This is a genomic window from Pseudomonas parakoreensis, from assembly GCF_021602155.1.
Classification (GTDB): domain Bacteria; phylum Pseudomonadota; class Gammaproteobacteria; order Pseudomonadales; family Pseudomonadaceae; genus Aquipseudomonas; species Aquipseudomonas parakoreensis.
Genome location: NZ_BQHY01000005.1, coordinates 70,721 through 97,295, shown reverse-complemented (window position 1 = coordinate 97,295; position 26,575 = coordinate 70,721). Strand labels below are relative to the sequence as shown.

Below are 26,575 nucleotides of genomic sequence, written 5' to 3'. Positions count from 1 at the left end.
TTCATTAACAAGGTTTTCACTATCAATTCACAACCTGATCACAGTGGCATCGCGACACTCGCGCGCCATTGCTATGAGGAAAACGAGACGATGGACTCTTTCAAGACAGCGCCCGTGCGCCTTCTGCTGCTGATCACCGGTGCCTGGCTGGTTATTTTTCTCCTGACGCGCGCGGTTCTGTTGCTGACTCACCTGGATGAGGCCGGTGGCTTCGCCCTTTCCGTGTTCGGCATCGGCACGCTGTATGACCTGGGGTTCCTTGCCTACGCGGCACTGCCAATGGGCTTGTACCTGTTGCTTTGTCCGCCGGGCCTGTGGCGCCGTCGCGGACATCGCGGATTCCTGCGCGTCCTGCTGACGACCAGCCTGTTCGCCATGTTGTTCGTGGCGGTGGCCGAATGGCTGTTCTGGGACGAGTTCGGCGTGCGCTTCAACTTCATCGCCGTCGATTACCTGGTGTACTCCGACGAAGTGCTGAACAACGTCCTTGAATCCTACCCGATCGGCAAACTGCTGAGCCTTCTCGCCGTATTGGCCGTGGTCATCAGTTTCGCTTTGCGCAAGCCGTTCAATGCCGCCATGAATGCCCCGCTGCCAGCGCTGCGCGGACGTCTGCTCAGTGCACTGGGCCTGCTGATCGTCGCGGGTCTGAGTCTGCAACTGCTCAGTCAGGACGCCCCACGTGCCCAGGGCGGCAACGCCTACCAGAACGAGCTGGCCAGCAACGGTCCGTATCAGTTCTTCGCCGCGTTCCGTAATAATGAACTGGACTACACCCAGTTCTACAAAAGCCTGCCGGCTGAAAAAGTCGCCAGCCAGATCCGTTCCGAGCTGAGTGAGAGCGACGCGCGCTTCATTGGCAAAGATCCACAGGACATTCGCCGGGTGATCGACAACCCGGGCACCCCGCGCAAGCCGAACATCGTGCTGGTGACCATCGAAAGCCTGAGCGCCAAGTACCTGGGCAGCAACGGCGACGGTCGCAACCTGACGCCGAACCTCGACGCCTTGCGCAAGCAGAGCCTGTACTTCAATAACTTCTACGCCACCGGCACCCGCACCGACCGCGGTCTGGAAGCCATCACCCTGGCCATCCCGCCAACGCCGGGCCGCTCGATCGTCAAGCGCATCGGCCGTGAGAGCGGTTTCGCCAGCCTTGGCCAACAGCTCAGCGCCGTAGGTTACGACAGCGTGTTCGTCTATGGCGGACGCGGCTACTTCGACAACATGAACGCGTTCTTCAGCGGCAACGGCTATCGCGTCGTCGATCAGAGCAGCGTCGATGAAGCCGAAATCCACTTCAAAAACGCTTGGGGTATGGCTGACGAGGATCTGTATCGCCAGACCCTGAAGCTGGCGGATGCCGACTACGCCAAACAGCAGCCGTTTCTGCTGCAGTTGATGACCACCTCCAATCACCGCCCTTACACCTACCCGGACAACCGCATCGACATCAAGTCCGGTAACGGCCGCGATGGCGCGGTGAAGTACACCGACTATGCGATTGGCCAGTTCCTCGAGCAGGCGCGGCAGAAACCGTGGTTCGACAATACGATCTTCATTTTCGTCGCTGACCACACCGCGGGCAGCGCCGGCAAGGAAGACTTGCCGATCACCAACTATCAGATCCCGCTGTTCATCTATGCGCCGAAAATGATCGAGGCTCGCGAAAGCGCGCAACTGGCCAGCCAGATCGATCTGGCCCCGACGCTGCTGGGCCTGCTGAACCTGGATTACACCTCGACGTTCTTCGGCCGCAACCTGTTGCAGGACAACCCGCTGCCACCGCGCGTGGTGGTCGGCAACTACCAGCATCTGGGCCTGTTCGATGGCAAGGATCTGGCGATCCTCAGCCCACGCCAGGGCTTGCGCCGGCATGACGATGCGTTGACCGAAAGCCGCGAGTCGCGGGTCAGCAGCGACGACCCGCTGATTACTCGCGCGATCACCTATTACCAGACCGCCAGTTATGGCTTCAAACAGCAGTTGCTGAGCTGGAAGCCTGTGAAAGAAGAGGCTCCGCAGGTCAGTGATCGTTAACTGAAGATGGACGTTGTTGTGTCAGTCAGCCTCTGTGTTGACTGACATGACGCCATCGCTGGCGAGCCAGCTCCCACAAGGATTGCGCTAAACCTGTGGGAGCTGGCTTGCCAGCGATGGGCGCACCTCGGTATAGCGCCAACGACAAATCGAAGGCAATAAAAAACCCCGCCTGCTCATCGCAGGCGGGGTTTTTCGTTACAGGGGTAAGGCTGGCTTACATCATGCCGCCCATGCCACCCATGCCGCCCATGTCTGGCATACCGCCGCCAGCCGAGCCTTCTTTCTTCGGTGCATCAGCAACAGCTGCTTCGGTGGTCAGAATCAGACCGCCGATCGAGGCTGCAGCTTGCAGAGCGGAACGGGTGACCTTGGTTGGGTCCAGGATACCCATTTCGATCATGTCGCCGTATTCGCCGGAAGCGGCGTTGTAACCGAAGTTACCTTTGCCGTTCTTCACTTCGTTGACCACTACGCTTGGCTCGTCACCGGAGTTGGCAGCGATCTGACGCAGCGGCGCTTCAACAGCGCGACGCAGCACAGCGATACCGACGTTCTGGTCAGCGTTGTCGCCGGTCAGTTCGGTCAGGGCTTCCAGAGCGCGGATCAGCGCAACGCCACCGCCAGGTACCACGCCTTCTTCAACGGCTGCACGGGTTGCGTGCAGGGCGTCTTCAACGCGGGCCTTCTTCTCTTTCATTTCAACTTCGGAACCAGCGCCAACCTTGATCACTGCAACACCGCCGGACAGTTTGGCCAGACGCTCTTGCAGTTTTTCACGGTCGTAGTCCGAGGAAGTTTCGGCAACCTGGGCGCGGATCTGAGCGATACGTGCTTCGATGTCGCCTTGTACGCCAGCACCGTCAACGATGATGGTGTTCTCCTTGGACAGGGTCACGCGCTTGGCGTTACCCAGGTGCTCCAGGGTGGTGCTTTCCAGGCTCAGGCCGATCTCTTCGGAGATCACGGTACCGCCGGTCAGAACGGCGATGTCCTGCAGCATGGCCTTGCGACGGTCGCCGAAGCCTGGCGCCTTGACGGCTGCAACCTTGACGATGCCACGCATGTTGTTCACGACCAGCGTCGCCAGGGCTTCGCCTTCAACGTCTTCGGCAACGATCAGCAGTGGACGGCCGGCTTTGGCAACGGCTTCCAGCACTGGCAGCATTTCGCGGATGTTCGAGATCTTTTTGTCGACCAGCAGGATCAGCGGGCCGTCGAGCTCGGCCACCATGGTGTCCGGCTTGTTGACGAAGTACGGGGACAGGTAGCCACGGTCGAACTGCATGCCTTCTACAACCGACAGTTCGTTTTCCAGGCCCGAGCCTTCTTCAACGGTGATCACGCCTTCTTTACCGACCTTTTCCATGGCTTCGGCAATGATGTCGCCGATGGAGTTGTCGGAGTTGGCGGAGATGGTACCTACCTGAGCGATGGCCTTGGTGTCAGCGCATGGCTTGGACAGGGCTTTCAGCTCTTTGACGATGGCGATGGTCGCTTTGTCGATACCGCGCTTCAGGTCCATCGGGTTCATGCCGGCAGCGACGGCTTTCAGGCCTTCGTTGACGATCGATTGAGCCAGAACGGTCGCAGTGGTAGTACCGTCACCAGCGTCATCGTTGGCACGGGAGGCAACGTCTTTGACCAGCTGCGCGCCCATGTTTTCGAAGCGATCTTCGAGTTCGATTTCCTTGGCGACGGAAACGCCGTCCTTGGTGATGGTCGGAGCGCCGAAGCTCTTCTCGAGAATCACGTTACGGCCTTTCGGGCCCAGGGTCGCTTTTACCGCGTCAGCCAGAACGTTGACGCCTTTGAGCATCTTGGAGCGAGCGGCATCGCCGAACTTAACTTCTTTAGCAGCCATGATCGATATTCCTTAAATACTTTGTAGTAACGGGAAAATGAACGGGGGTATCAGCCTTCGATAACAGCGAGGATTTCGTTCTCGCTCATTACCAGCAGGTCTTCGCCGTCAACTTTCACAGTGTTGCTGCCGGAGTAAGGACCGAACACAACCTTGTCGCCTTCCTTCACGGACAGTGCACGCACTTCACCGTTTTCCAGAGCCTTGCCCGGGCCTACAGCGAGAATCACACCGTGGTTGGCTTTTTCAGCAGCCGAACCTGGCAGGACGATACCGCCAGCGGTTTTCTTTTCTTCTTCGCTGCGACGGATGACGACGCGGTCATGCAGAGGACGAAGCTTCATTGTCGATCTCTCCTAATTGTGGTTTTCATCGGCCGGTGTAGTCCCGGCGGGTTTAACAAATCCGGCCTGCGCCGGTTGCGGTTCGTCGAGCGAACCGCGGAAGTCTGTCCGGCTTGAATGCCGGAAACCTTTCGGTGACCGATACATAAGGGCGCATAAGCTTATTACAAGGGCGGGGACAGAAAATTTTTCATCATGTGCCCCTTGAATGCCGCGCATAAACAAACGGCACCCGAAGGTGCCGTGTCAATGCAGGGGTTACTGGCTGTCGCGATGTTCGAACTCGCCTTCGATCACATCACCCTCGCGGCCCAGAGGCTGGCGCGTTGCAGGACCGCCACGGGGTTGCAGGTCATCGGCAAAGGCCCGCTGACGCATCGCCTGCTCTTCGGCGCGCTGACGCATTTTATTGGCCAGCAGACGACGGGTGAACGGCAACAACATCACCAGACCGACCACGTCACTGACGAAACCCGGCAGGATCAACAGGCCGCCAGCCAAGGCAAGCATCAAGCCTTCAAGCATGGTCTGTGCGGGCAACTCACCGCGATTCAGGCTTTCACGGGCACGCAGCGCAGTTGCCAGACCGGCGACGCGCAGTACGAACACACCGAACATCGAGCCGAGAATGATCAGCAGCAGGGCCGGGAAAAACCCGATCGCCCCTGCCACTTTGACGAATACGAACAGCTCCAGCACCGGAAACAGCAGAAAGAGCAACAAAAAAGGGCGCATCAAAGATTCCTCAACGCAAGAAATGCCTTGCAGTAAGCCTTAGATGACGTCGCCCTTTCGTGAATTCAAGCGTCGGCCACCGCATTTTTTGGCCAGACCTCGGCGTGAGCCAGAGAAACCAAGGCTTCGCGCACTTGTATCGGCGTATGACAAGGCGCTTGAAAGGGCAACCAGTACAGTGCCTGACCGATGCGCAGGTGCATGCCTTCGCTGTCGATTCCGGCCAGTTGCGCCGGCACGGTTTGCGGCAACCCGCTGAGCTCCACGTAATGCGCGATGGCTTTGGCGTGATCGCTGTTCATGTGCTCGACCATGCTGATTTCCGCCTTGCCGGCGAACGGATTGGCCAGGGTCAATTGATCGACCCAGTGAATCGCGCCGAAACCGCCGATGTAGCGGTGACGTACCGGGTTGAGCACCCAGAAATCAAAATCGTGGGCCTTGTGGTAGTTCTGCGAATCGGGGAAATAACGGTAGTAACGCTCGGCGGCGCCTTCGATAGCCGCCGGATCTTCGAGCTTTTGCGCCTCGGCCAGATAGGTCAGGCGACCAACGGCCTGCACGTCGTCGGCCTCACGCTCGCCCACCAGCAGCGAACACTTCGGGTCCTTCTGCAGGTTGTGAGTGTGTTGGGCGATGCGGCTGATCAGGATCAGCGGACGGCCTTGCTCGTCCAGGCAATACGGCACCACTGAGCCGAACGGGAAACCGGGCATCGATTTGGAGTGGGTCGACAATACGCCACGGTATTCCTTGAGAAGCAATTCTCGGGCATTCTTGGCCGCTTCAACGCTCAATTTATGACTCCTTAAATAGAATCCGTCGAAAAAACGGACAGGCGCCTGGGGATAAGTCCCTGTAACGCCATCGGGCAATGCTCATGTGCAATCTGGCCATACCGGTACGGATCGAGCGTCGCCAATAACAAAAACCACTCAGACCGGCTATCGGGGCATGCGCATGCAACTCAACGACAAAGTAATCATTATCACCGGCGGTTGCCAGGGTTTGGGCCGTTCCATGGCCGAGTATTTCGCCGGCAAAGGCGCCAGGCTTGCACTGGTCGACCTCAATCAGGAAAAACTCGATGACGCGGTGGCAGCCTGCAAGGCCAAGGGTGTCGAGGCGCGCAGCTATCTGTGCAACGTGGCCAATGAAGAACAGGTTGAACACATGGTCGCGCAGGTTGCCGAAGATTTCGGCGCGATCCACGGCCTGATCAACAACGCCGGAATCCTGCGCGATGGCCTGCTGCTCAAGGTCAAAGACGGCGAAATGAGCAAAATGAGCCTGGCCCAGTGGCAGGCGGTGATCGACGTTAACCTGACTGGCGTGTTCCTGTGCACCCGTGAAGTGGCGGCGAAAATGGTCGAGCTGAAGACCAGCGGCGCGATCATCAACATTTCCTCGATCTCCCGCGCCGGTAACGTCGGCCAGACCAACTATTCCGCCGCCAAGGCAGGCGTGGCCGCAGCCACCGTGACTTGGGCCAAGGAACTGGCGCGTTACGGCATTCGCGTGGCGGGCATTGCGCCGGGCTTCATCGAAACCGAGATGACCCTGGGCATGAAGCCCGAAGCGCTGGAAAAAATGACCTCGGGTATTCCGCTCAAGCGCATGGGCAAGCCGGAAGAGATCGCCCATTCGGCCGCGTACATCTTCGAGAACGACTACTACACCGGGCGGATTCTGGAGATGGATGGCGGGTTGCGCATCTAAAGCAAGATCAAAAGATCGCAGCCTGCGGCAGCTCCTACACAGAGCTTTTCTGTAGGAGCTGCCGCAGGCTGCGATCTTTTAGCAAACGACGCCGATCAATCGTCACTGATGCTGATATTCGGCATTGCCGGCGTCGCCGCTTCCTGCAACACAATGCGCGCGCCGACGTGGCGGGCCAGTTCCTGATAGACCATCGCGATCTGGCTGTCCGGTTCGGCGATCACCGTTGGCTTGCCGCCATCGGCCTGCTCGCGGATCAGCATCGACAGCGGCAGCGAGGCCAGCAGTTCAACGCCATATTGGGTGGCCAGTTTCTCGCCACCGCCCTCACCGAACAGATGCTCGGCATGTCCGCAGTTCGAGCAGATGTGCACCGCCATGTTTTCCACCACGCCCAGCACCGGGATGTTGACCTTGCGGAACATTTCCACGCCTTTGCGCGCATCGAGCAACGCCAGATCCTGCGGGGTGGTGACGATAACCGCACCGGCCACCGGGACTTTCTGCGCCAGGGTCAGTTGGATGTCGCCAGTGCCTGGCGGCATATCGATGACCAGATAATCCAGATCGCCCCACGCGGTTTGCGTAACCAGTTGCAGCAACGCGCCGGAGACCATCGGCCCGCGCCAGACCATCGGCGTGTTGTCGTCGGTCAGGAACGCCATCGACATGACTTCGACACCGTGGGCCTTGAGCGGCACGAACCACTTCTGATCCTTGACCTCGGGGCGAGTGCGCTCGGGGATGCCGAACATGATGCCCTGGCTCGGGCCATAGATGTCGGCGTCGAGAATCCCCACCCTGGCGCCTTCGCGGGCCAGCGCCAATGCGAGGTTGGCCGCAGTGGTCGACTTGCCCACACCGCCCTTGCCCGACGCCACGGCGACCACGTTCTTGACGTTGGCCAGGCCCGGGATCTGCGCCTGGGCCTTGTGCGCGGCGATCACGCTGTTGACCTCGACCCTGGCGATCGTCACCCCATCGAGGTTTTCGATGGCCAGTTGCAGCAACTGCGCCCAGCCGCTCTTGAACAGGCCGGCGGCGTAGCCGATTTCCAGCTGAACCTTGACGCGGTCGCCATCGATCTCGATGTGCTTCACGCAACCGGCGCTGACCGGGTCCTGGTTCAGGTAGGGGTCGGTGTATTGGCTGAGGACGGCTTCCACCGCTGCGCGAGTGACGGCACTCATGGGCAACTCCGATAACAAGACTGGGAAAAGATGGCGGGTATCGTACGCTGGACGCTGATTTGTGGCGAACTGATTACTTCAACCCGTTATCCCCTGTGGCGAGGGGATTTATCCCCGATCGGCTGCGCAGCAGTCGCAAAACCATCACCCGCAGTGTGTCTGACAGGCCCTGATATCGGGTTTGGGGGCGGCTTCGCCACCCATCGGGGATAAATCCCCTCGCCACAAATGCTCTCAAAGTACCCAGCGGCACAGGGTGAAAAATATGCGCCAGCGCTTTATAGTGGCCGACCTCCGTTTCATCAAGTAGCGAAGCCCCACATGTCCGAACCACGCAAGATCCTCGTCACCAGCGCCCTGCCCTACGCCAACGGTTCGATCCACCTTGGCCACATGCTGGAATACATCCAGACCGATATGTGGGTGCGCTTCCAGAAGCATCGCGGCAATCAATGCATTTATGTCTGCGCCGACGACGCCCATGGTTCGGCGATCATGCTGCGCGCGGAAAAGGAAGGCATCACTCCGGAACAACTGATCGCCAATGTGCAGGCTGAACACAGCGCCGACTTTGCCGAATTCCTGGTCGACTTCGACAACTTCCACTCCACTCACGCCGAAGAAAACCGTGAGCTGTCGAGCCAGATCTACCTGAAGCTGCGCGATGCCGGGCACATTGCCCAGCGCTCGATTACCCAGTATTTCGACCCGGAAAAGAAAATGTTCCTGGCCGACCGCTTCATCAAGGGCACCTGCCCGAAATGCGGCACTGAAGACCAGTACGGCGACAACTGCGAAAAGTGCGGTGCGACCTACGCCCCGACCGACCTGAAGGATCCGAAGTCGGCCATCTCCGGCGCCACTCCGGTGCTCAAGGATTCCCAGCACTTCTTCTTCAAGCTGCCAGACTTCCAGCAGATGCTGCAGACCTGGACCCGCAGCGGCACCCTGCAGGACGCCGTGGCCAACAAGATCGCCGAGTGGCTGGACGCCGGCCTGCAACAGTGGGACATCTCCCGCGATGCGCCGTACTTCGGTTTCGAGATTCCGGACGAGCCGGGCAAATATTTCTATGTGTGGCTGGATGCGCCGATCGGCTACATGGCGAGTTTCAAGAACCTCTGCAACCGCACGCCGGAGCTGGACTTTGACGCGTTCTGGGGCAAGGACTCGACCGCCGAGCTGTACCACTTCATCGGCAAGGACATCGTCAACTTCCACGCCCTGTTCTGGCCTGCCATGCTCGAAGGCGCCGGTTTCCGCAAACCGACCGGGATCAACGTGCACGGCTACCTGACCGTTAACGGCCAGAAGATGTCCAAGTCCCGTGGCACGTTCATCAAGGCGCGCACCTACCTGGATCACCTGTCGCCGGAATACCTGCGTTACTACTACGCGGCCAAACTGGGCCGTGGTGTCGATGACCTCGACCTGAACCTCGAAGACTTCGTGCAGAAGGTCAACTCCGACCTGGTCGGCAAAGTGGTCAACATCGCCAGCCGTTGTGCCGGTTTCATCCACAAGGGCAACGGCGGCCTGCTGGTCGACAACAATGCTGCGCCAGAGCTGACCGAGGCCTTCCTCGCCGCGGCGCCAAGCATTGCCGACGCCTATGAAGCCCGCGACTTCGCCCGCGCCATGCGCGAAACCATGGCCCTGGCCGACCGCGCCAATGCCTGGATCGCCGACAAGGCGCCATGGTCGCTGAACAAGCAGGAAGGCAAGCAGGATGAAGTCCAGGCGATCTGCGCCACCGGCATCAACCTTTTCCGCCAGCTGGTGATCTTCCTCAAACCGGTGCTGCCGCTGCTGGCCGCCGACGCCGAGGCATTCCTCAATGTCGCCCCGCTGACCTGGAACGACCACACCACCCTGCTGGCCAACCATCAGTTGAACGAATTCAAACCGTTGATGACCCGCATCGACCCGGTAAAAGTGCAAGCCATGACCGACGCCTCGAAAGAAGACCTGACCGCCAGCCAGACCGACACCGGCGCTGCCGCACCTGCGGGCAATGGCGAACTGGCCAAGGATCCGCTGTCGCCGGAAATCGACTTCGACACCTTCGCCGCCGTCGACCTGCGCGTGGCCCTGATCGTCAAGGCTGAACACGTGGAAGGCGCGGACAAGCTGCTGCGCCTGACCCTGGACATCGGTGATGAGCAGCGCAACGTGTTCTCCGGAATCAAGAGCGCCTACCCGGACCCGTCGAAACTCGACGGTCGCCTGACCATGATGATCGCCAACCTCAAGCCCCGGAAAATGAAGTTCGGCATGTCCGAAGGCATGGTGATGGCCGCCGGCCCTGGCGGTGAAGAAATCTACCTGCTGAGCCCGGACAGCGGCGCCAAGCCGGGTCAACGCATCAAGTAAGACCCAGCGGTAAAACGATCCCACAGGCATGTTCTGCAGGCCTGTGGGATTTTTCATATCTGGCCCACCCTTCGCGGGTGCCGGATAATGCCTAACCTTAAGTGACACCCGCCCGTTGCTGCCGGCAGAACCATGACCGAACTTGCGCTTACGCTGATCAGTGCCGCCCTGCTCAACAACTTCGTGTTGCATTGGCCGCTGGGTATCGATCCGTTGCTGGCCGGCAGTCGGCGCCTGGTGCATGCGCTGGGGCTGGCGACGGGGTGCCTGATGCTGAGCGTCGGCATCTTCGGTTATGCAATCTGGCACTGGCTGCTGGTACCGCTGCAACTGCAGGCCCTGCACCTGTTCGTGTTCTTGCCGCTCAACGTGCTGCTGATCGCGCCAGTATTGAAACTGCTGACCCGTGCGCTGCCTGACTGGCCCTTCGATGGGCTATGGCCATTGTTGTTGGGCAATGCCGGCGTGCTGGGGCTGGCCTTGATCAATGCGCAAAATGATCATGGCCTGTTGCAGGCGGCGGCACTGAGCCTCGGCGCCGGGCTAGGTTTCTGGCTGGTGCTGAGCCTGTTCAGCGACTTGCGTGAACGCACGGCGGACAACGACATTCCCCTGCCCTTTCGCGGCTTGCCGATCGACCTGATCGGCGCCGGACTGATCGCAGTGATTTTTCTCGGATTCAGTGGACTGATCAAAACATGAGTCTGATTCAACTCATCGACGCCCTCCTGCCGCAGACCCAGTGCGGCAAATGCGGCCACCCCGGGTGCAAGCCCTATGCGCAAGGCATCGTCGACGGCGAACCGATCAACAAGTGCCCGCCCGGCGGCGACGAAACCATCGCCGCCCTGGCTGAACTGTTGAAAGTACCGGTGCTGGAACTGGACGTCAGCCGCGGCGCGGCACCGCCACAAGTGGCCTACATCCGCGAAGCCGAGTGCATCGGCTGCACCAAGTGCATCCAGGCCTGCCCGATCGACGCCATCGTCGGCGCGGCGAAACTGATGCACACCGTGCTGATCGACGAATGCACCGGTTGCGACCTGTGCGTGGCACCGTGTCCGGTGGATTGCATCGAGATGCACCCGCTGCCGCTCGGCACCTTGCCGGTGGTCGGTGGTCTGGCGACCAGCCTTGAAGAGCTGCGCGCACGCACGGCCAAACGCGATCATGCGCGCCAGCGTTTTGAACGCCGCAACGCCCGCCTGCAACGTGAAGAACAGCACAAACAGGCTGAGCGCGAAGCCCGCGCGCAACGGGCGGCGCAACCGGCGGCGGCCACTCTCGACCCGGTGCAGGCAGCTCTGGAACGGGTGCGCGCGCAGAAAGCCGCAACCGCCGATGCGGCGCTGAAGAAAGCCAAGATCGATGTCGCCATGAGCCGCGCACAATTGCACAAATCGCTGAAAGCCTTCGGCCATCCACCGACCTTCGAACAGCAATCGCAACTGATCGTGCTGCAACAGCAGTTCGAAGCGGCAGAACAGGCGCTGGCGAAACTCGAAAGCAGCGCCGCCGCTCCAGCCGCTGCGGCTCCGGCTCCGGCTCCGGCTCCAGTGAAAGACGCGGATCTGAAACGGGCAAAAATCCAGTTGGCCATGCGTCGCGCCGAACTGAAAAAGGCTCAGACCGCCGAAGCACCCGCGCAGCAGATTGCCACGCTGGAACAGGCCCTGCGTGATGCCGAGCAAGCCCTGCATGTGGCCGAGGCGGCCAGTGAGCAGCCTGTGCCTGATCTGGTCCGGATGGAAAAGCGCCCGATCGACAACCAGCTCCGCCAGTTGAAAACCGAATTGGCCTACGCCCGCGCCGACCTGAGCAAACTCGAACGCCGCGCCGACACACCGAATGACATCCTCGACAAGGCCCGCGCTCGCCTGCTGGCCGCCGAGCGTCAGGTGCAAGACCATGTCGCCCCGTGAGGCACCGGATGATCGCCTGCAACAGGCGATGAAGCAGGTGCTGCTGGCCACGCTGCCGGGATTGTTGGCACTGTTCTGGTGTTACGGCTGGGGCGTGCTGATCAATTTGATTCTGGCGGCGAGCACGGCGCTGCTGATTGAGGCCGGCGTCACCCGCCTGCGGCGCCAACCTTTGCAACTGACGCTCAGCGATGGCAGCGCGCTGGTCAGCGCGACACTGCTGGCCGCTGCCCTGCCGCCTTACTGCCCGTGGTGGCTGACCGTGACCGCGGTGGCTTCGGGTCTGCTGTTCGGCAAGCATTTGTACGGTGGTGTCGGCAAGAATCCGTTCAACCCGGCCATGCTCGGTTTCGCCCTGGCGATGCTGCTGTTCCCGCAGCCGATGACCCACTGGCCGGCGCACGGCATGAATCTGCAGGCCGCTTTTGCCCAAGTCCTGAATCTGGGCCAGGCCCCGGACGCCTGGGTGCAGGCCACTGCGCTGGACAGTCTGCGCATCAACAAGAGCCTGACCATGGATGAGTTGTTCGCCGCCAACCCGGCGTTCGGCCGCTTCGGCGGACGCGGCGTGGAGTGGATCAATCTGGCGTTTCTCGCCGGCGGGCTGTGGCTGTTGCAGCGCCGGGTAATCGCCTGGCAAGCGCCGGTCGGCATGCTGGCCAGCCTGTTTGTCGTCAGCCTGCTCTGCTGGAACGGTTCGGGTTCGGATTCCCACGGCTCACCGCTGTTTCATCTGTTGAGCGGGGCAACCATGCTCGGTGCCTTTTTCATCATCACCGAACCGGTGTCGGGCGCCAAAAGTCCGCTGGCCCGGCTGCTGTTCGGCGTTGGCGTCGGCTTGCTCACCTACCTGATTCGCACATGGGGTGGCTACCCCGACGGTGTCGCGTTTGCGGTGTTGCTGATGAATCTCTGCGTGCCAGCGCTGGAACGTTTTGCCGCCGCCCGCCAGACGCAGGTGCAATCATGAGCCGCACGGTATCTGTCGTGACGCTTGTGCTGCTGGCCGGCGCAGGGCTCGGCCTGACTTATGTGGTGCAACGCGCCAGTGCGCCACAGATTGCCAGCGAGCAAACCCTGCTCGACAGCCGCAAACTGCTCGATGTACTCGCGGCTGATGCATACGACAATCAGCCGCTGGAGCAGCCACTGGCATTGACTGATGCGACGTTGAGCCACAGCAAATTGCTGGCGGGTTACCGCGCCAGCAAAGCCGGACAGCCGGTGGCGGTGCTGTTGCGCACGCAGACCGAGGGTTATGCCGGCGTTATCGAACTGCTGATCGCCATCGATGCCAACGGCAGACTGCTGGGCGTAAAAACCCTGCGGCACAACGAAACGCCCGCGCTCGGCGGGCGGATTGGCGACTGGCCGAACCACTGGCTGGCGACATTTACCGGTCAATCGCGTCACGCGCCTGACAACGCAGGCTGGGCGCTGAAAAAGGATCAGGGACAGTTCGATCAACTGGCGGGCGCGACCATCACCTCCCGGGCCACCGTCAATGCCATCCACGACGCCTTGCGCTACTTCGATGAGCACCGGGCAACCTTGCTGGGGATCGGATCATGAACCGGCCGATAAACCTGACGAATGCCTTGATGCTGGTTGTGCTGCTTGGCACCAGTACAACACTGGCTAGCGCAGTGGGCATGCTGCTGATGTCGGGCGCCGTCGTGGCGGTTTACGGTGTCTGTTTCGGCGCATTGCGCTCGCGACTGTCTGACAGTGACCGGATGCTGGCCAGTCTGCTGCTGGCCGCCACCCTGACCAGTTGCGCCAATCTCCTCGCGCAACGCTGGGCGTTGCAGTGGCAACAGTCACTCGGAATCTATGCCGGGCTGATCGCCTTGCAATGCGTGGTGCTGGAATACAATGGATTCTTTGCTCAGGCATTTGGCCTGCGCCTGAAGTTTTTTGGCCTGTCGAGCGGGTTGCTGATCGCGCTGGCTGGACTGCGTGAACTGTTCGGTCAGGGCCATATCGGCCGTGGCCTGCCTGAGCACTGGCAAGGCCTGGTGCTGTTCGACGAAGGGCTGCACCTGTTCACCCTGGTTCCCGGCGCCTTTATCGTGCTTGGGCTTCTGCTCGCCGCCCGCCAGGCCTGGACCCGTTCGAACGCTCTCTCCAAGGAAACACATCATCCATGAATGCCGCAAAACGTCTGGAAATCTTCCGCAGACTTCATGAAGACAATCCCGAGCCGAAGACCGAGCTGGCCTATTCCTCGCCGTTCGAGTTGTTGATCGCGGTCATTCTTTCGGCGCAATCAACCGACGTCGGCGTCAACAAGGCCACGGCCAAACTGTTCCCGGTGGCTAACACCCCCGCTGCGATCCACGCACTGGGCGTCGAAGGGCTGTCCGAATACATCAAAACCATCGGTCTCTATAACAGCAAAGCGAAAAACGTGATCGAGACCTGCCGCATGCTGGTCGAACTGCACAATGGCGAAGTCCCGCAGACGCGCGAAGAACTGGAAGCGCTGCCCGGCGTCGGCCGCAAGACGGCCAACGTGGTCCTGAATACCGCTTTCCGTCAGTTGACCATGGCGGTCGACACGCACATTTTTCGTGTGAGCAACCGCACCGGTATTGCCCCGGGTAAAAATGTCGTTGAAGTTGAAAAGAAGCTGATGAAATTTGTGCCAAAAGACTACCTGCTGGATTCTCACCACTGGCTGATTCTGCACGGTCGCTATGTGTGTCTGGCGCGCAAGCCACGCTGTGGCAGCTGCCGGATCGAAGATTTGTGCGAGTACAAACACAAAACCTCGGACGATTGATTGGCTATTGGAATAATTGATTTACCGATTGAAAAAATCTTTTTTACCCGCAGCAGGAATATCGATATAAGGAGCGCCAAAGGCAGTCTTAGCCTGGAGTTCACCTTATGACTGACAGCAAAGAACAACTGGATGTAGATGACGATTTCACCGCTGTAGAAACCGACGACGCCGAACCGGTGGTCGAAGTCGCCAAGACCAATCTGAGCAAACGCCGCACCATCGACAACCTGCTTGAGGAGCGCCGACTGCAAAAGCAATTGGCCGACTACGATTTTGATCTTTGACACTTGAAAGCCTCCCTGACCGGAGGCTTTTTACTTTCTGCAGCATCTGACACGGTGCGGCCCACGCTGCCTCGGGCTTCAGGAGCATCAGACAAGCCCGTTGCGTTGCGCCAGTTCAATCAGATCCACCAACGACCGGGCATTGAGTTTCAATAGCAGGCGGGTCTTGTAAGTGCTGACCGTCTTGTTGCTGAGAAACATGCCATCGGCGATTTCCTTGTTCGTTTTACCCCGCGCCAACTGCTGCAACACCATCATCTCCCGCCCTGACAGGCGGTCTACCATATCGGCCTCGCTGGCATTACCGAGGCTGGTACGTACGGTATGCAGGGCCTGATTGGGAAAATAACTGTATCCGGACAGTACGGCTTTGATCGCACTGAGCAGCTCCGTCAGATCCTGCTGTTTACAGACATACCCTGCCGCCCCCGATTGCATGCAGCGCATTGAAAAATGCCCTGGGGCCTGGGAAGTCAACACCAATACTTTCAGGGGCATCGGTGTCGAGTTCAGGCGCGCAATAACTTCAAGACCATCGAGCTTCGGTATTCCAATATCCAGGATAACGATGTCCGGCATCTGTTCACGCGCAAGTTGCAAAGCATCTACACCGTTATCCGTTTCTGCAATGACTTCGTAGCCATGACGTTCCATCAGCATACGCACAGCAAGACGAATGACGGGATGATCATCCACGATCAGCACTTTATTCATGGGCAAGTCCAGTTTCGCTGTTCGAATTTTTAGAGCACGCACAATAGCCCAGTCACTTCCGACATGGCACAAGAGAGTTCCATTGCACTCCCAGCGAAAGACATTCCCTACAACAAATAAAGACTATTCCTACAAAAAAACCCACTGACGCACTATTTCCATGACACGATTGTTTTTCCACCCCCTGCACCGACGTGAAAAATACTACGCCCTGAAGCCCTTGCGCACTCGCTTTCAGAGCAAGTTGCTCATCGAATGCAGACAGAATATTCCTGTTCGACGAATACCTGTGACTCACCCGCCATCGGCACTTGGCAGATGACCAATTGTAAAAAACAACATACAAACCATTCAAAGCACTTTAACAATCAATGTCTGAAACAAGATACTTCTACCCAACTGATTTTCTTTAATATAAAAATAGCCTCAAGCATAAACTTCAACCCACACCCAACCACTCCACCTATCGGAAACACACATTTAATGAGCACTTCCCATGATAAAAGTCAGAAAAAAGATAACCAACCCCATGACTATAATTGCGATATTTGCATTTATTTCCGAATCATCAGCCGCCATTTCCTTGCCTTTTTTAGATAACAACGAAAGGGAGGTCTATGTCTGGTTTCTGATCAGCTTCCCGTTTTACTTGTTGCTGCTGTTTTTTCTAACACTGAACTTCAACTACCGCTCTCTGTACGCCCCCTCGGATTTCGAGAAAGATGACAGCTTTCTAAAAACCTTTGAGGAACTCAAGACCACCGAGAGCACCCCTGATTTGTCTCCGACAGACACTTCAATTGCAAGCGGCAAGAAATCAAATTCGAATAAGCCAGAACGAACGCTACCAAAACAAGGTACTGACCAGACGCACTCCCATCGGTCTGCTGAAATAGCCTGCCCGGAGGAACCGTGGATTGAACACAACATTCAGTTCCCTAAACCCGTGGGCACGTTGCGTGCCATAGATGTACGTCCGATGAACAATTCACAGGCGTTCAATATTCTGGTCGAACACTTTCCGCGCCTGAGCAAGCAATCAACCAAGGCAGTGCTGTTTTTGACCGATCCCGTATCCGAAGTTTTGCTCAAGCAAAGGACGCTCAGCCTTATCAGACAGTCGAAGAAAAGCGGCGGTGCGAAACTCTTTGTCGCCTATAACGTGAGTACGCAAAGCACTACGGTTCTGAGAGAACTATGAAACGCAAGGCAGATGCCTGAAATGGGTATTCAAGAAAACCCCGGAATGGGCCGTAGCGACAGACAATCCAGGAGAGCGCCAGACGAGCACAAAAAAATGGCGGCATTGTCCAGAGACAAGCCGCCATTTTTCATACAGGCCTGCGTGACTTAAAACAGCTTGCGGCCCTTGTTGGCTGCAATGCGCATGCGCAGCGCGTTAAGCTTGATGAAGCCCGCCGCGTCAGCCTGGTTGTAAGCGCCGCCGTCTTCTTCGAAGGTCGCGATATTGGCGTCGAACAGCGAATCGTCGGACTTGCGACCGGTGACGATCACGTTGCCTTTGTACAGCTTCAGACGAACCACACCGTTCACGTTGACCTGCGAAGCGTCGATCATCTGTTGCAGCATCAGACGCTCCGGGCTCCACCAGTAACCGGTGTAGATCAGGCTGGCGTATTTCGGCATCAGCTCGTCTTTGAGGTGAGCGACTTCGCGGTCCAGAGTGATCGATTCGATGGCGCGATGTGCACGCAGCATGATCGTGCCGCCCGGGGTTTCGTAGCAACCACGGGACTTCATGCCGACATAGCGGTTTTCCACGATGTCGAGACGGCCGATGCCGTGAGCACCACCGATCTTGTTCAGTGTCGCCAATACGGTGGCCGGGGTCATTTCGACGCCGTCGAGGGCAACGATGTCGCCGTTGCGGTAGGTCAGTTCCAGGTATTGCGGGGTGTCGGGAGCCTTCTCCGGGGAGACGGTCCAGCGCCACATGTCTTCTTCGTGCTCGGTCCAGGTGTCTTCCAGCACGCCGCCTTCGTAGGAGATGTGCAGCAGGTTGGCGTCCATCGAGTACGGGGACTTCTTCTTGCCGTGACGCTCGATCGGGATCGCGTGCTTCTCGGCGTAGTCCATCAGCTTCTCGCGCGACAGCAGGTCCCACTCACGCCATGGCGCGATCACTTTCACGCCTGGCTTGAGGGCGTAGGCACCCAGTTCGAAACGCACCTGGTCGTTGCCCTTGCCGGTGGCGCCATGGGAAATGGCGTCGGCGCCGGTTTCGTTGGCGATTTCGATCAGGCGCTTGGCAATCAGCGGACGTGCGATGGAAGTACCCAGCAGGTACTCGCCTTCGTAAACGGTGTTGGCGCGGAACATCGGGAACACGAAGTCACGCACGAATTCTTCGCGCAGGTCGTCAATGTAGATTTCTTTGACGCCCATGGCCTGAGCCTTGGCGCGAGCCGGCTCGACCTCTTCGCCCTGACCCAGGTCAGCGGTGAAAGTCACCACTTCACAGTTATAAGTATCCTGCAGCCACTTGAGGATCACCGAAGTGTCCAGGCCGCCGGAATACGCCAGAACGACCTTGTTTACGTCCGCCATGCCATCACTCCACGGGGTTCTACGGAAAGCCGAGGAGTCTACCGCTCAAATCCGATAATTTACAGAGGCGCGACAGCTTAAGACGACAAAGCGACAGAATCTGTCGAGAGCGCGACGATGACCGGCGGGTCAGGAAGTCGCCGCAGCATTGGCGGGTGTGCTGGCTTGCGGCGCTGGCGCGGTGGTCGGCGCCACTCGTGCAAGCTTCACGCTGACCCGGCGATTCTTCGCCCGGTTAGCCGCATTGTTGTTCGGCACCAGCGGGTACTGCTCGCCATGGAAGCGCACGGTGATCTGCGATTCGGCGATGCCGTTGGCCTTGAAGAAGTCGACCACCGCCAGCGCGCGCCGGCGTGACAGTTCACGATTGGTGAGGCGATTACCGCTGTTGTCGGAATAGCCATCCAGTTCGATGTGATTGACCGTCGGGTCGGCCTTCATGAACTCGAGCATCACCTGCAGCCTGGCCTTGGCGTCGGCATCCAGATCGGTGCCTTCGCCAGGAAAGCCTATCTGCGAGTGTTTGACCTGATCGAAATTCTGCGGCAGCAGCTTCGCCACGCAGGTCTGGTATTCGTTGAACGCCTTGCTGAACTTCACCGGCAACAGACGCACTTCAGAAACCCGGCCATCGCTGGACGCACGACGCACCACCGGACTGCGACCGTCGAGCAAACCGCTGATCAGTCCGCCGGCCTGGGATTGCGAACTGTTGAACAGCACGTTGCCGGTGCCGATCCTGACGCTGCCCAGATTGATGTCGTTGCGCCCCGGCTGCCAGGGCGCGGCCGCCGCGAGCAACGTCGCCGAACCGCCGCCCAGCATGGCGTTGTAGGCATTGAGACGAAAGATCGCCTGCTCGCCGGCCTTGCGCACGAACTGGCCCGAGCCGAAATCGGTGATCGGCTGGGTCAGACGGCACTCGAACTTGTCGCCCTCGACCGTCCACTCAATGTTCTCCAGACGCGTCTGGTAGGTGAGCGCCATCGCGGGGAGGCTGGCAAACACACTGAGCAAGGCTAAATATCGCTGGCGCACGGGAGGCTCCATTGGCTTCTGTCACACAAAGACCGATTCACACTATGTTTACGGCATACCTACGGGCTATCGGAAGGTTCCGGCAAAACTTGATAGCGAGTGCCTGCAAGAGTCTTTTCCGGTAGCATTCCCCTCAGTTTGACCCGCCTGGAATCCCCTCATGTCCGACCGCCTGACCCTGCTGCGTCCCGACGACTGGCACATTCATCTTCGCGATGGTGCCGTGTTGACCAATACCGTTGCCGATGTGGCGCGCACCTTTGGCCGCGCCATCATCATGCCCAACCTGGTACCACCGGTGCGCAACGCCGCTGAAGCCGATGGCTATCGCCAGCGGATTCTCGCTGCCCGCCCGGCCGGCAGTCGTTTCGAACCGCTGATGGTGCTGTACCTCACCGACCGCACCCAGCCCGAAGAAATTCGTGAGGCCAAGGCCAGCGGTTTCGTGCACGCTGCCAAGCTGTATCCGGCTGGCGCCACCACCAACTCCGATTCCGGAGTGACCAGCATCGACAAGATCTTCCCGGCGCTGGAAGCCATGGCCGAAGTCGGCATGCCGCTGCTGATCCACGGCGAAGTCACCCGTGGCGATGTCGATGTCTTCGACCGCGAAAAGATTTTCATCGATGAACACATGCGCCGTGTGGTCGAGCGTTTCCCGACGCTCAAAGTGGTGTTCGAACACATCACCACCGGCGACGCCGTGCAGTTTGTCAACGAAGCCTCGGCCAACGTTGGCGCGACCATCACCGCGCATCACCTGCTGTACAACCGCAACCACATGCTGGTGGGCGGGATCCGGCCGCACTTCTACTGCCTGCCGATCCTCAAGCGCAATACCCATCAGGAAGCCCTGCTCGACGCCGCCACCAGCGGCAGCGCGAAGTTCTTCCTCGGCACCGATTCGGCGCCGCACGCCCAGCACGCCAAGGAAGCCGCCTGCGGCTGCGCCGGCTGCTACACCGCGTACGCCGCCATCGAGCTGTATGCCGAAGCGTTCGAACAGCGTAATGCGCTGGACAAGCTCGAAGCGTTTGCCAGCCTCAACGGCCCGCGCTTCTACGGTCTGCCGGCCAACACCGATCGCATCACCCTGGTTCGTGAAGAATGGACCGCCCCGACCAGCCTGCCATTCGGCGAGCTGAACGTTATCCCGCTGCGCGCCGGTGAAAAACTGCGCTGGCGCCTGCTGGAGGAACACGCGTGAGTGAAGACCATTTCGACGACGAACTGGACGGTCAAGGTGGCGGCGGCGGTTCCCGCCATCCAATGGCAGCGCGTTTTCGCGGCTACCTGCCGGTTGTCGTCGACGTAGAGACCGGTGGCTTCAACTCGGCCACCGACGCTCTGCTGGAGATTGCTGCGACCACCATCGCCATGGATGAAAAGGGTTTCGTTTACCCGGACCACACCTACTTCTTCCGCGTCGAGCCATTCGAAGGCGCAAACATTGAAGCAGCCGCGCTGGAATTCACCGGGATCAAGCTCGATCACCCGCTGCGCATGGCGGTCAGCGAAGAAACCGCGCTGACCGACATCTTCCGTGGCGTGCGCAAGGCACTGAAAGCCAACGGCTGCAAACGGGCGATCCTGGTCGGCCACAACAGCAGTTTTGATCTGGGCTTCCTGAATGCCGCCGTGGCGCGTCTGGACATGAAGCGCAACCCGTTCCATCCGTTCTCCAGCTTCGACACCGCGACGCTGGCCGGCCTGGCTTACGGGCAAACCGTTCTGGCGAAAGCCTGTCAGGCCGCCGACATCGACTTCGATGGCCGTGAAGCGCATTCGGCGCGTTACGACACCGAGAAGACCGCCGAGCTGTTCTGCGGCATCGTCAACCGCTGGAAGCAGATGGGCGGCTGGGAAGACTTCGACGACTGATCCTCGTCGGGTATTTCCTGCGCATGAAAAAACCGGCCACTTGGGCCGGTTTTTTTGTACCTCGACGTTGCGCCTTACAGGGCAGCAGCGTTCTCGGTCAGGTAAGCCGCGACGCCTTCTGGCGAAGCGTTCATGCCTTTGTCGCCTTTCTTCCAGTTGGCAGGGCAAACTTCGCCGTGCTCTTCGTGGAATTGCAGAGCGTCGACCAGACGGATCAGCTCTTCCATGTTACGACCCAGCGGCAGGTCGTTGATGATCTGCGAACGGACGACACCCTTGTCGTCGATCAGGAACGCGCCACGGAAAGCCACGCCGCCTTCGGATTCAACGTCGTAGGCCTTGGCGATTTCGTGCTTCATGTCGGCAGCCATGGTGTATTTCACCTGGCCGATGCCGCCGTTGTTGACCGGAGTGTTGCGCCAGGCGTTGTGGGTGAAGTGCGAGTCGATCGACACGGCGACCACTTCCACATTGCGCGCCTTGAAGTCAGCCATGCGGTTGTCCAGAGCGATCAGCTCGGACGGGCAGACGAAGGTGAAGTCCAGCGGGTAGAAGAACACCAGGCCGTATTTGCCTTTGATGGCCGAGGACAGGGTGAAGCTGTCAACGATCTCGCCATTGCCGAGTACGGCCGGGACGGTGAAGTCAGGGGCTTGTTTGCCTACGAGTACGCTCATGGATATCTCCTGGTGAATAACTTTGAAGTTCAGGGTCCGGGCCAGCCTGCCACCCTTAGGCGACAGCCCTGTGACACGAACCCTCTTCGCAAGGGCTGACCATCATACACTGCGTTTTTCGCCTGTCCTTAACGGTTTTTTGCCCAATGCAGGTAACGGACCGGCATTTTCGGGGCCAGGCAATTCGCCATTAATCACCGTTCGTCAGTGACCCGCCTTTCGATCGAAAACCATTCAGAAAGCACTTTGACAATCATTCTCGTTAACATTAAAATCCATCGCAATTGAGTCACAACCAGCGACGGTTCTCACTTATGTATGTTTGCCTCTGCACTGGCGTCACCGACGGACAGATCCGCGAAGCGATCTATGAAGGTTGCTGCAGCTATAAAGAAGTCCGCCAGGCCACCGGCGTCGCCAGTCAATGCGGCAAATGTGCCTGCCTGGCCAAGGAAGTGGTTCGCGAAACCCTGACCAAGCTGCAAACCGCTCAGGCTGCGATCCCCTATCCGGTAGAATTTACAGCTGCGTAATTACCCAGATTTCGAAGAACCGGACTTATGTCCGGTTTTTTTATGTCCGCAAATCAAGTGCTTAGGTGCCAGACGCGGAACACAAACATTCTTATTCAGATTTAATTTCATTTATTATTCAATAACTTAGGTTTGACACTTATAGATACCCGGCTCAAACTCCGCCTTATATACAGCTATTACAGGGCAGGACTCCCATCATGAAAGGCGACATTACAGTCATCCAGCATCTCAACAAGATCCTTGCCAATGAGCTGGTCGCGATCAATCAGTACTTCCTGCATGCCCGCATGTATGAAGATTGGGGCCTGAACAAGCTGGGCAAGCACGAGTACCACGAATCCATCGATGAGATGAAACACGCGGACAAGCTGATCAAGCGCATCCTGTTCCTCGAAGGACTGCCAAACGTGCAGGACCTGGGCAAGCTGCACATCGGCGAGCATACCCGGGAAATGCTGGAGTGTGACCTGCGCATCGAGAAGACCGGCCACGCCGACCTGAAAGCCGCCATCGCCCATTGCGAATCGGTTGGCGACTTCGGCAGCCGTGAACTGCTTGAAGACATTCTCGAATCCGAAGAAGAGCATATCGACTGGCTGGAAACCCAACTGGGCCTGATCGATAAAGTCGGTCTCGAGAACTATCTGCAATCGCAGATGGGCGAAGAGTAGGAGCTGCCGCAGGCTGCGATCTTTTCAGATTGCACCGGCAACTCGCGTTAACTTTTCCAGCGCACTAAAAAGCCCCGCCCTCTTTCGAGGTGCGGGGCTTTTTATTGGCTGAAGATCAAAAGACCGCAGCCTCGTTTCACTCGACAGCTCCTACAGCAGAAGCATGTGCCGAGTGAAAGCCGGATCAGGCTTCGGACTTGGCCGCAGCCGCCTTGGCCGATGCTTCCTTGACCAGAGTCTGCAGCTCACCGTTGGCGAACATTTCAGCCATGATGTCGCTGCCGCCGACCAGTTCACCGCCAACCCACAGTTGCGGGAAAGTCGGCCAGTTGGCGTACTTTGGCAGATTGGCACGGATTTCCGGGTTCTGCAGGATGTCGACGTAGGCGAACTTCTCGCCACAGCCCATTACAGCCTGCGCAGCTTTCGCGGAAAAGCCACACTGTGGGGCATTCGGCGAGCCTTTCATGTAAAGCAGAATGGTGTTGTTGGCAATCTGCTCTTTAATCGTTTCGATGATATCCATGGAGCACCTCGGCTGAACTTTCCGACTCATGGGTCGGCACGGTGACGCATTGTAACGGAATCCCGAGCGCGCTGCTCGGTCTCCCCGACAGGCATATTCAAGCCGCCACCACCGTCACCGGTACGCCATTGAGCGCCGCGTTGCCCGACAGCTCGTCGAGCTGGCATTCATCGGTCAGGTCGTTGGCGCTCGACCCCGGCTGACCACTGGCAATCGCCATCTGCACGCCCGGGCGCGCGTGCCCCCAGCCATGGGGCAGGCTGACCACGCCTTTCATCATGTCCAGGCTGCCGAGCACCTCCACTTCGATCTGTCCGACCCGCGAACTGACGCGCACCAATTGCCCGTCGTCGAGTCCGCGACTCGCCAGATCGTCCGGGTGCATCAGCAGTTGATGACGCGGCTTGCCCTTCACCAGACGATGGTAATTGTGCATCCACGAATTGTTGCTGCGCACATGGCGCCGGCCGATCATCAACAGCTCATCGGCTGCCGGTGCCTGCAAGGCCGCAAAGCGTGCGAGATCAGCGAGGATCTCCGGCGGCGCAGCCTGCACCCGTTGATCTGGCGTCTTGAGGCGGGCGGCAAGATTCGGTTTCAACGCCCCAAGATCAATCCCGTGCGGATGATCGAACAATGTCGCCAACGACAGCTTCCGATCGGACGTATCGCCATACAGCCCCATGCGCAGGCCCATATCGATCATCTTCGCCGGCGGCAGGGTCGGCTTCAGTTCCTTGCCGGTCTTTTCGGCAAAGGCTTTGGCCAGGCCGACGAAGATCTCCCAATCGTGCAACGCTCCCTCTGGCTTGGCGAGAATCGCCCGATTGAAGCGAGTGACGTTGCGCACCGCGAACAGGTTGAACGTAGTGTCGTAGTGATCGTTCTCCAGCGCCGAGGTCGACGGCAGGATCAGGTCGGCGTAACGCGTGGTTTCGTTGATGTACAGGTCGATGCTGAGCATGAACTCCAGACCGTCCAGCGCCTGCTCCAGTTGCCGGCCGTTGGGCGTCGACAACACCGGATTGCCGGCCACCGTGATCAGCGCGCGGATCTGCCCTTCGCCTTCAGTGAGCATCTCTTCGGCCAGCGCCGACACCGGCAGCTCGCCGCCGTATTCGGGCCGTCCGGACACCCGGCTCTGCCATTTGTTGAAATGCCCGCCCGAGGTCGACGCCACCAGATCCACCGCCGGCTCGGTGCACAACGCGCCGCCCACCCGGTCAAGGTTGCCGGTGACCAGATTGATCAACTGCACCACCCAATGACACAAGGTGCCGAACGCCTGGGTCGAAACGCCCATACGCCCGTAGCACACCGCACTCGGGGCGGCAGCGAAATCCCGCGCCAGTTGGCGGATCTGCTCGGCCGGCACCGCACACAGCGGACTCATGGCTTCGGCGGTGAAGGTTGCGACGGCTGCGCGCACTTCATCAAGGCCCTCAACCGGCAAGTGGCTGTCACGGGTCAGGCCTTCGCTGAACAAGGTGTTGAGCACCCCGAACAACAACGCCGCGTCGCCACCGGGCCGCACGAACAGGTGCTGATCGGCGATGGCCGCCGTTTCGCTGCGCCGTGGATCGACCACCACCACTTTGCCGCCGCGGGCCTGAATCGCCTTCAGGCGTTTCTCGACATCCGGCACGGTCATGATGCTGCCGTTGGACGCCAGCGGGTTGCCGCCGAGGATCAGCATGAAATCGGTGTGATCAATGTCCGGGATCGGCAGCAGCAAGCCATGGCCGTACATCAGGTAACTGCTCAGGTGATGCGGCAACTGATCGACCGAAGTCGCCGAGAAGCGGTTGCGCGTCTTCAGCAGGCCGAGAAAGTAGTTGCTGTGAGTCATCAGCCCATAGTTGTGCACGCTCGGGTTGCCTTGATAAACCGCCACCGCATTCTGCCCGTGGCGCTCCTGAATCGCCGCCAGACGCTCGGCCACCAGCGCAAAGGCCTCGTCCCACTCGATCGGCAGCCATTCGCTGCCGACTCGGCGCATCGGCTGACGCAGGCGATCGGGGTCATTCTGGATGTCTTGCAGGGCCACGGCCTTGGGGCAGATGTGCCCGCGACTGAAGGTGTCGAGCGCGTCACCCTTGATCGAGGTGATCGCAACGTTGCCATCGGTTTCGGTGGTCTCGATGGTCAGGCCGCAAATGGCTTCACACAGGTGGCAGGCACGGTGATGGAGAGTCTTGGTCATGGCCAGTCTCTGTCTTGTTCTGGGCAGGCAACGGGCATGCCTGCGGGAACAAAACTATGGCCCCCGCGCAGATCCTGCGCCAGCGACGTTTGTCCTGTGAATCGACGGTTATCAGGCGAGCCGATAAGCCGCCATGATCAATTCGACGGCAGTTGCGGCGGCGCGGCCAGCTGAATTTCCTGAATGGTTTCGATCTGCTCGTGGGCGACGTGCACGCCGGTGAGTTCGCCGATCAGCCGCCAGTGCTCGTCGAGCCCGGCACTGATGGTCGCCATGCGATCGATCATGTGACGGCCGGCGGTCTTGACCACTTCGTCTTCGCTGCGCAGCAGTTCGAAGGACATTGAAGTCACCGACGCGGTGAGATGGGTCAATGAGCGAGCCGTGTGACCCAGCAGTTCCATTAACAGTTTTTCTTTCGATTCCATGCGGAGGCTTCCTGCGTCGCTCGAAACTTATTTATAACCCAGCACTTTGCTTTAGCAAATGTTTCAGTCCGAGC

At 59.1% G+C, this 26,575-nt stretch carries 27 protein-coding genes; 15 read left to right on the top strand and 12 right to left on the bottom strand.

Annotated features, from left to right (window positions below; genetic code table 11):
- Positions 1 to 90 precede the first annotated feature (90 nt).
- The gene (locus L6D63_RS09075; protein WP_131671118.1) at positions 91 to 2,040 is read left to right on the top strand and encodes an LTA synthase family protein; all 1,950 of its coding nucleotides are present in this window, start codon (positions 91 to 93) and stop codon (positions 2,038 to 2,040) included.
- Between the two features lie 217 nt (positions 2,041 to 2,257).
- On the opposite strand, the gene groL is transcribed toward L6D63_RS09075, so the two are convergent.
- From groL to L6D63_RS09055, 4 genes are all read right to left on the bottom strand, one after another.
- Complete coding sequence (groL, locus tag L6D63_RS09070) at positions 2,258 to 3,904, bottom strand: chaperonin GroEL (RefSeq protein ID WP_007964008.1); 1,647 nt, start codon at positions 3,902 to 3,904, stop codon at positions 2,258 to 2,260.
- Positions 3,905 to 3,954: 50 nt separating this feature from the next.
- The gene (locus L6D63_RS09065) at positions 3,955 to 4,248 is read right to left on the bottom strand and encodes a co-chaperone GroES (protein WP_007916610.1); all 294 of its coding nucleotides are present in this window, start codon (positions 4,246 to 4,248) and stop codon (positions 3,955 to 3,957) included.
- A gap of 258 nt (positions 4,249 to 4,506) precedes the next feature.
- Positions 4,507 to 4,983 (bottom strand): FxsA family protein, encoded by a 477-nt coding sequence (locus tag L6D63_RS09060; protein ID WP_047296176.1) that lies wholly within the window; start codon positions 4,981 to 4,983, stop codon positions 4,507 to 4,509.
- Between the two features lie 65 nt (positions 4,984 to 5,048).
- On the bottom strand, positions 5,049 to 5,780 hold the full coding sequence (locus tag L6D63_RS09055; RefSeq protein ID WP_047296178.1) for a HugZ family pyridoxamine 5'-phosphate oxidase: 732 nt from the start codon (positions 5,778 to 5,780) through the stop codon (positions 5,049 to 5,051).
- A 163-nt stretch (positions 5,781 to 5,943) separates the two neighbouring features.
- Here L6D63_RS09055 and L6D63_RS09050 point away from each other — a divergent pair, with 163 nt between their 5' ends.
- Positions 5,944 to 6,702, top strand: coding sequence for an SDR family oxidoreductase (locus tag L6D63_RS09050; RefSeq protein ID WP_047296308.1), 759 nt, complete (start codon positions 5,944 to 5,946; stop codon positions 6,700 to 6,702).
- Positions 6,703 to 6,797: 95 nt separating this feature from the next.
- Here L6D63_RS09050 and apbC read toward each other — a convergent pair whose 3' ends face one another.
- On the bottom strand, positions 6,798 to 7,892 hold the full coding sequence (apbC, locus tag L6D63_RS09045; protein WP_047296180.1) for an iron-sulfur cluster carrier protein ApbC: 1,095 nt from the start codon (positions 7,890 to 7,892) through the stop codon (positions 6,798 to 6,800).
- 321 nt (positions 7,893 to 8,213) lie between these two features.
- Here apbC and metG point away from each other — a divergent pair, with 321 nt between their 5' ends.
- The 8 genes from metG to L6D63_RS09005 all read left to right on the top strand — a co-directional run bounded on the left by metG (position 8,214) and on the right by L6D63_RS09005 (position 15,259).
- Positions 8,214 to 10,265, top strand: a complete 2,052-nt coding sequence (gene metG / locus L6D63_RS09040; RefSeq protein WP_047296182.1) for a methionine--tRNA ligase — start codon at positions 8,214 to 8,216, stop codon at positions 10,263 to 10,265.
- A gap of 132 nt (positions 10,266 to 10,397) precedes the next feature.
- On the top strand, positions 10,398 to 10,967 hold the full coding sequence (locus L6D63_RS09035) for an electron transport complex protein RnfA (protein ID WP_047296184.1): 570 nt from the start codon (positions 10,398 to 10,400) through the stop codon (positions 10,965 to 10,967).
- Complete coding sequence (gene rsxB / locus L6D63_RS09030) at positions 10,964 to 12,187, top strand: electron transport complex subunit RsxB (protein WP_131671117.1); 1,224 nt, start codon at positions 10,964 to 10,966, stop codon at positions 12,185 to 12,187. The genes L6D63_RS09035 and rsxB overlap by 4 nt, the downstream gene beginning before the upstream one ends.
- Positions 12,174 to 13,157: an RnfABCDGE type electron transport complex subunit D gene (locus L6D63_RS09025; RefSeq protein ID WP_047296188.1), complete on the top strand. Its 984-nt coding sequence runs from the start codon at positions 12,174 to 12,176 to the stop codon at positions 13,155 to 13,157. The genes rsxB and L6D63_RS09025 overlap by 14 nt, the downstream gene beginning before the upstream one ends.
- Entirely contained in the window at positions 13,154 to 13,759 is a 606-nt protein-coding gene (locus tag L6D63_RS09020) for an RnfABCDGE type electron transport complex subunit G (RefSeq protein ID WP_047296190.1), read from the top strand. Before L6D63_RS09025 ends, L6D63_RS09020 begins: the two co-directional genes overlap by 4 nt.
- Positions 13,756 to 14,337: an Rnf-Nqr domain containing protein gene (locus L6D63_RS09015; RefSeq protein WP_131671116.1), complete on the top strand. Its 582-nt coding sequence runs from the start codon at positions 13,756 to 13,758 to the stop codon at positions 14,335 to 14,337. Before L6D63_RS09020 ends, L6D63_RS09015 begins: the two co-directional genes overlap by 4 nt.
- Positions 14,334 to 14,972, top strand: a complete 639-nt coding sequence (gene nth, locus L6D63_RS09010; RefSeq protein ID WP_003227707.1) for an endonuclease III — start codon at positions 14,334 to 14,336, stop codon at positions 14,970 to 14,972. Before L6D63_RS09015 ends, nth begins: the two co-directional genes overlap by 4 nt.
- Positions 14,973 to 15,079: 107 nt before the next feature.
- Entirely contained in the window at positions 15,080 to 15,259 is a 180-nt protein-coding gene (locus L6D63_RS09005; RefSeq protein ID WP_041068377.1) for a PA3496 family putative envelope integrity protein, read from the top strand.
- A gap of 87 nt (positions 15,260 to 15,346) precedes the next feature.
- Here the strand turns inward: L6D63_RS09005 and L6D63_RS09000 are convergent, their stop codons facing one another.
- On the bottom strand, positions 15,347 to 15,973 hold the full coding sequence (locus tag L6D63_RS09000; protein WP_003227711.1) for a response regulator transcription factor: 627 nt from the start codon (positions 15,971 to 15,973) through the stop codon (positions 15,347 to 15,349).
- A gap of 496 nt (positions 15,974 to 16,469) precedes the next feature.
- Here L6D63_RS09000 and L6D63_RS08995 point away from each other — a divergent pair, with 496 nt between their 5' ends.
- Positions 16,470 to 17,174, top strand: coding sequence for a hypothetical protein (locus L6D63_RS08995; RefSeq protein ID WP_047296195.1), 705 nt, complete (start codon positions 16,470 to 16,472; stop codon positions 17,172 to 17,174).
- A 149-nt stretch (positions 17,175 to 17,323) separates the two neighbouring features.
- On the opposite strand, the gene L6D63_RS08990 is transcribed toward L6D63_RS08995, so the two are convergent.
- Positions 17,324 to 18,541 carry an argininosuccinate synthase gene (locus tag L6D63_RS08990; RefSeq protein WP_027612065.1) on the bottom strand — a complete coding sequence of 406 codons (1,218 nt, stop codon included), beginning with the start codon at positions 18,539 to 18,541 and terminating at the stop codon, positions 17,324 to 17,326.
- 129 nt (positions 18,542 to 18,670) lie between these two features.
- The gene (locus L6D63_RS08985) at positions 18,671 to 19,579 is read right to left on the bottom strand and encodes a flagellar protein MotY (protein WP_047296197.1); all 909 of its coding nucleotides are present in this window, start codon (positions 19,577 to 19,579) and stop codon (positions 18,671 to 18,673) included.
- A 160-nt stretch (positions 19,580 to 19,739) separates the two neighbouring features.
- On the opposite strand from L6D63_RS08985, the gene pyrC reads away from it, so the two are divergent.
- The gene (gene pyrC / locus L6D63_RS08980; protein ID WP_047296199.1) at positions 19,740 to 20,786 is read left to right on the top strand and encodes a dihydroorotase; all 1,047 of its coding nucleotides are present in this window, start codon (positions 19,740 to 19,742) and stop codon (positions 20,784 to 20,786) included.
- The gene (gene rnt / locus L6D63_RS08975; RefSeq protein WP_003227721.1) at positions 20,783 to 21,460 is read left to right on the top strand and encodes a ribonuclease T; all 678 of its coding nucleotides are present in this window, start codon (positions 20,783 to 20,785) and stop codon (positions 21,458 to 21,460) included. Before pyrC ends, rnt begins: the two co-directional genes overlap by 4 nt.
- A gap of 74 nt (positions 21,461 to 21,534) precedes the next feature.
- On the opposite strand, the gene L6D63_RS08970 is transcribed toward rnt, so the two are convergent.
- On the bottom strand, positions 21,535 to 22,137 hold the full coding sequence (locus L6D63_RS08970) for a peroxiredoxin (protein ID WP_007963972.1): 603 nt from the start codon (positions 22,135 to 22,137) through the stop codon (positions 21,535 to 21,537).
- Between the two features lie 314 nt (positions 22,138 to 22,451).
- Between L6D63_RS08970 and L6D63_RS08965 the strand changes: the two genes are divergently transcribed.
- Together L6D63_RS08965 and bfr are read left to right on the top strand one after the other, a co-directional pair.
- Positions 22,452 to 22,670 (top strand): bacterioferritin-associated ferredoxin, encoded by a 219-nt coding sequence (locus L6D63_RS08965; protein ID WP_003227725.1) that lies wholly within the window; start codon positions 22,452 to 22,454, stop codon positions 22,668 to 22,670.
- Between the two features lie 200 nt (positions 22,671 to 22,870).
- Positions 22,871 to 23,344, top strand: coding sequence for a bacterioferritin (gene bfr, locus L6D63_RS08960; RefSeq protein WP_007963971.1), 474 nt, complete (start codon positions 22,871 to 22,873; stop codon positions 23,342 to 23,344).
- A gap of 184 nt (positions 23,345 to 23,528) precedes the next feature.
- On the opposite strand, the gene grxD is transcribed toward bfr, so the two are convergent.
- From grxD to L6D63_RS08945, 3 genes are all read right to left on the bottom strand, one after another.
- A complete protein-coding gene (gene grxD, locus L6D63_RS08955; RefSeq protein ID WP_003227729.1) occupies positions 23,529 to 23,870 on the bottom strand; it encodes a Grx4 family monothiol glutaredoxin in 342 nt (113 codons plus the stop codon).
- A gap of 97 nt (positions 23,871 to 23,967) precedes the next feature.
- On the bottom strand, positions 23,968 to 26,073 hold the full coding sequence (locus L6D63_RS08950; RefSeq protein WP_131671115.1) for a molybdopterin oxidoreductase family protein: 2,106 nt from the start codon (positions 26,071 to 26,073) through the stop codon (positions 23,968 to 23,970).
- A 137-nt stretch (positions 26,074 to 26,210) separates the two neighbouring features.
- Positions 26,211 to 26,501, bottom strand: coding sequence for a hypothetical protein (locus L6D63_RS08945; RefSeq protein WP_027612069.1), 291 nt, complete (start codon positions 26,499 to 26,501; stop codon positions 26,211 to 26,213).
- Between the last annotated feature and the right edge of the window lie 74 nt (positions 26,502 to 26,575).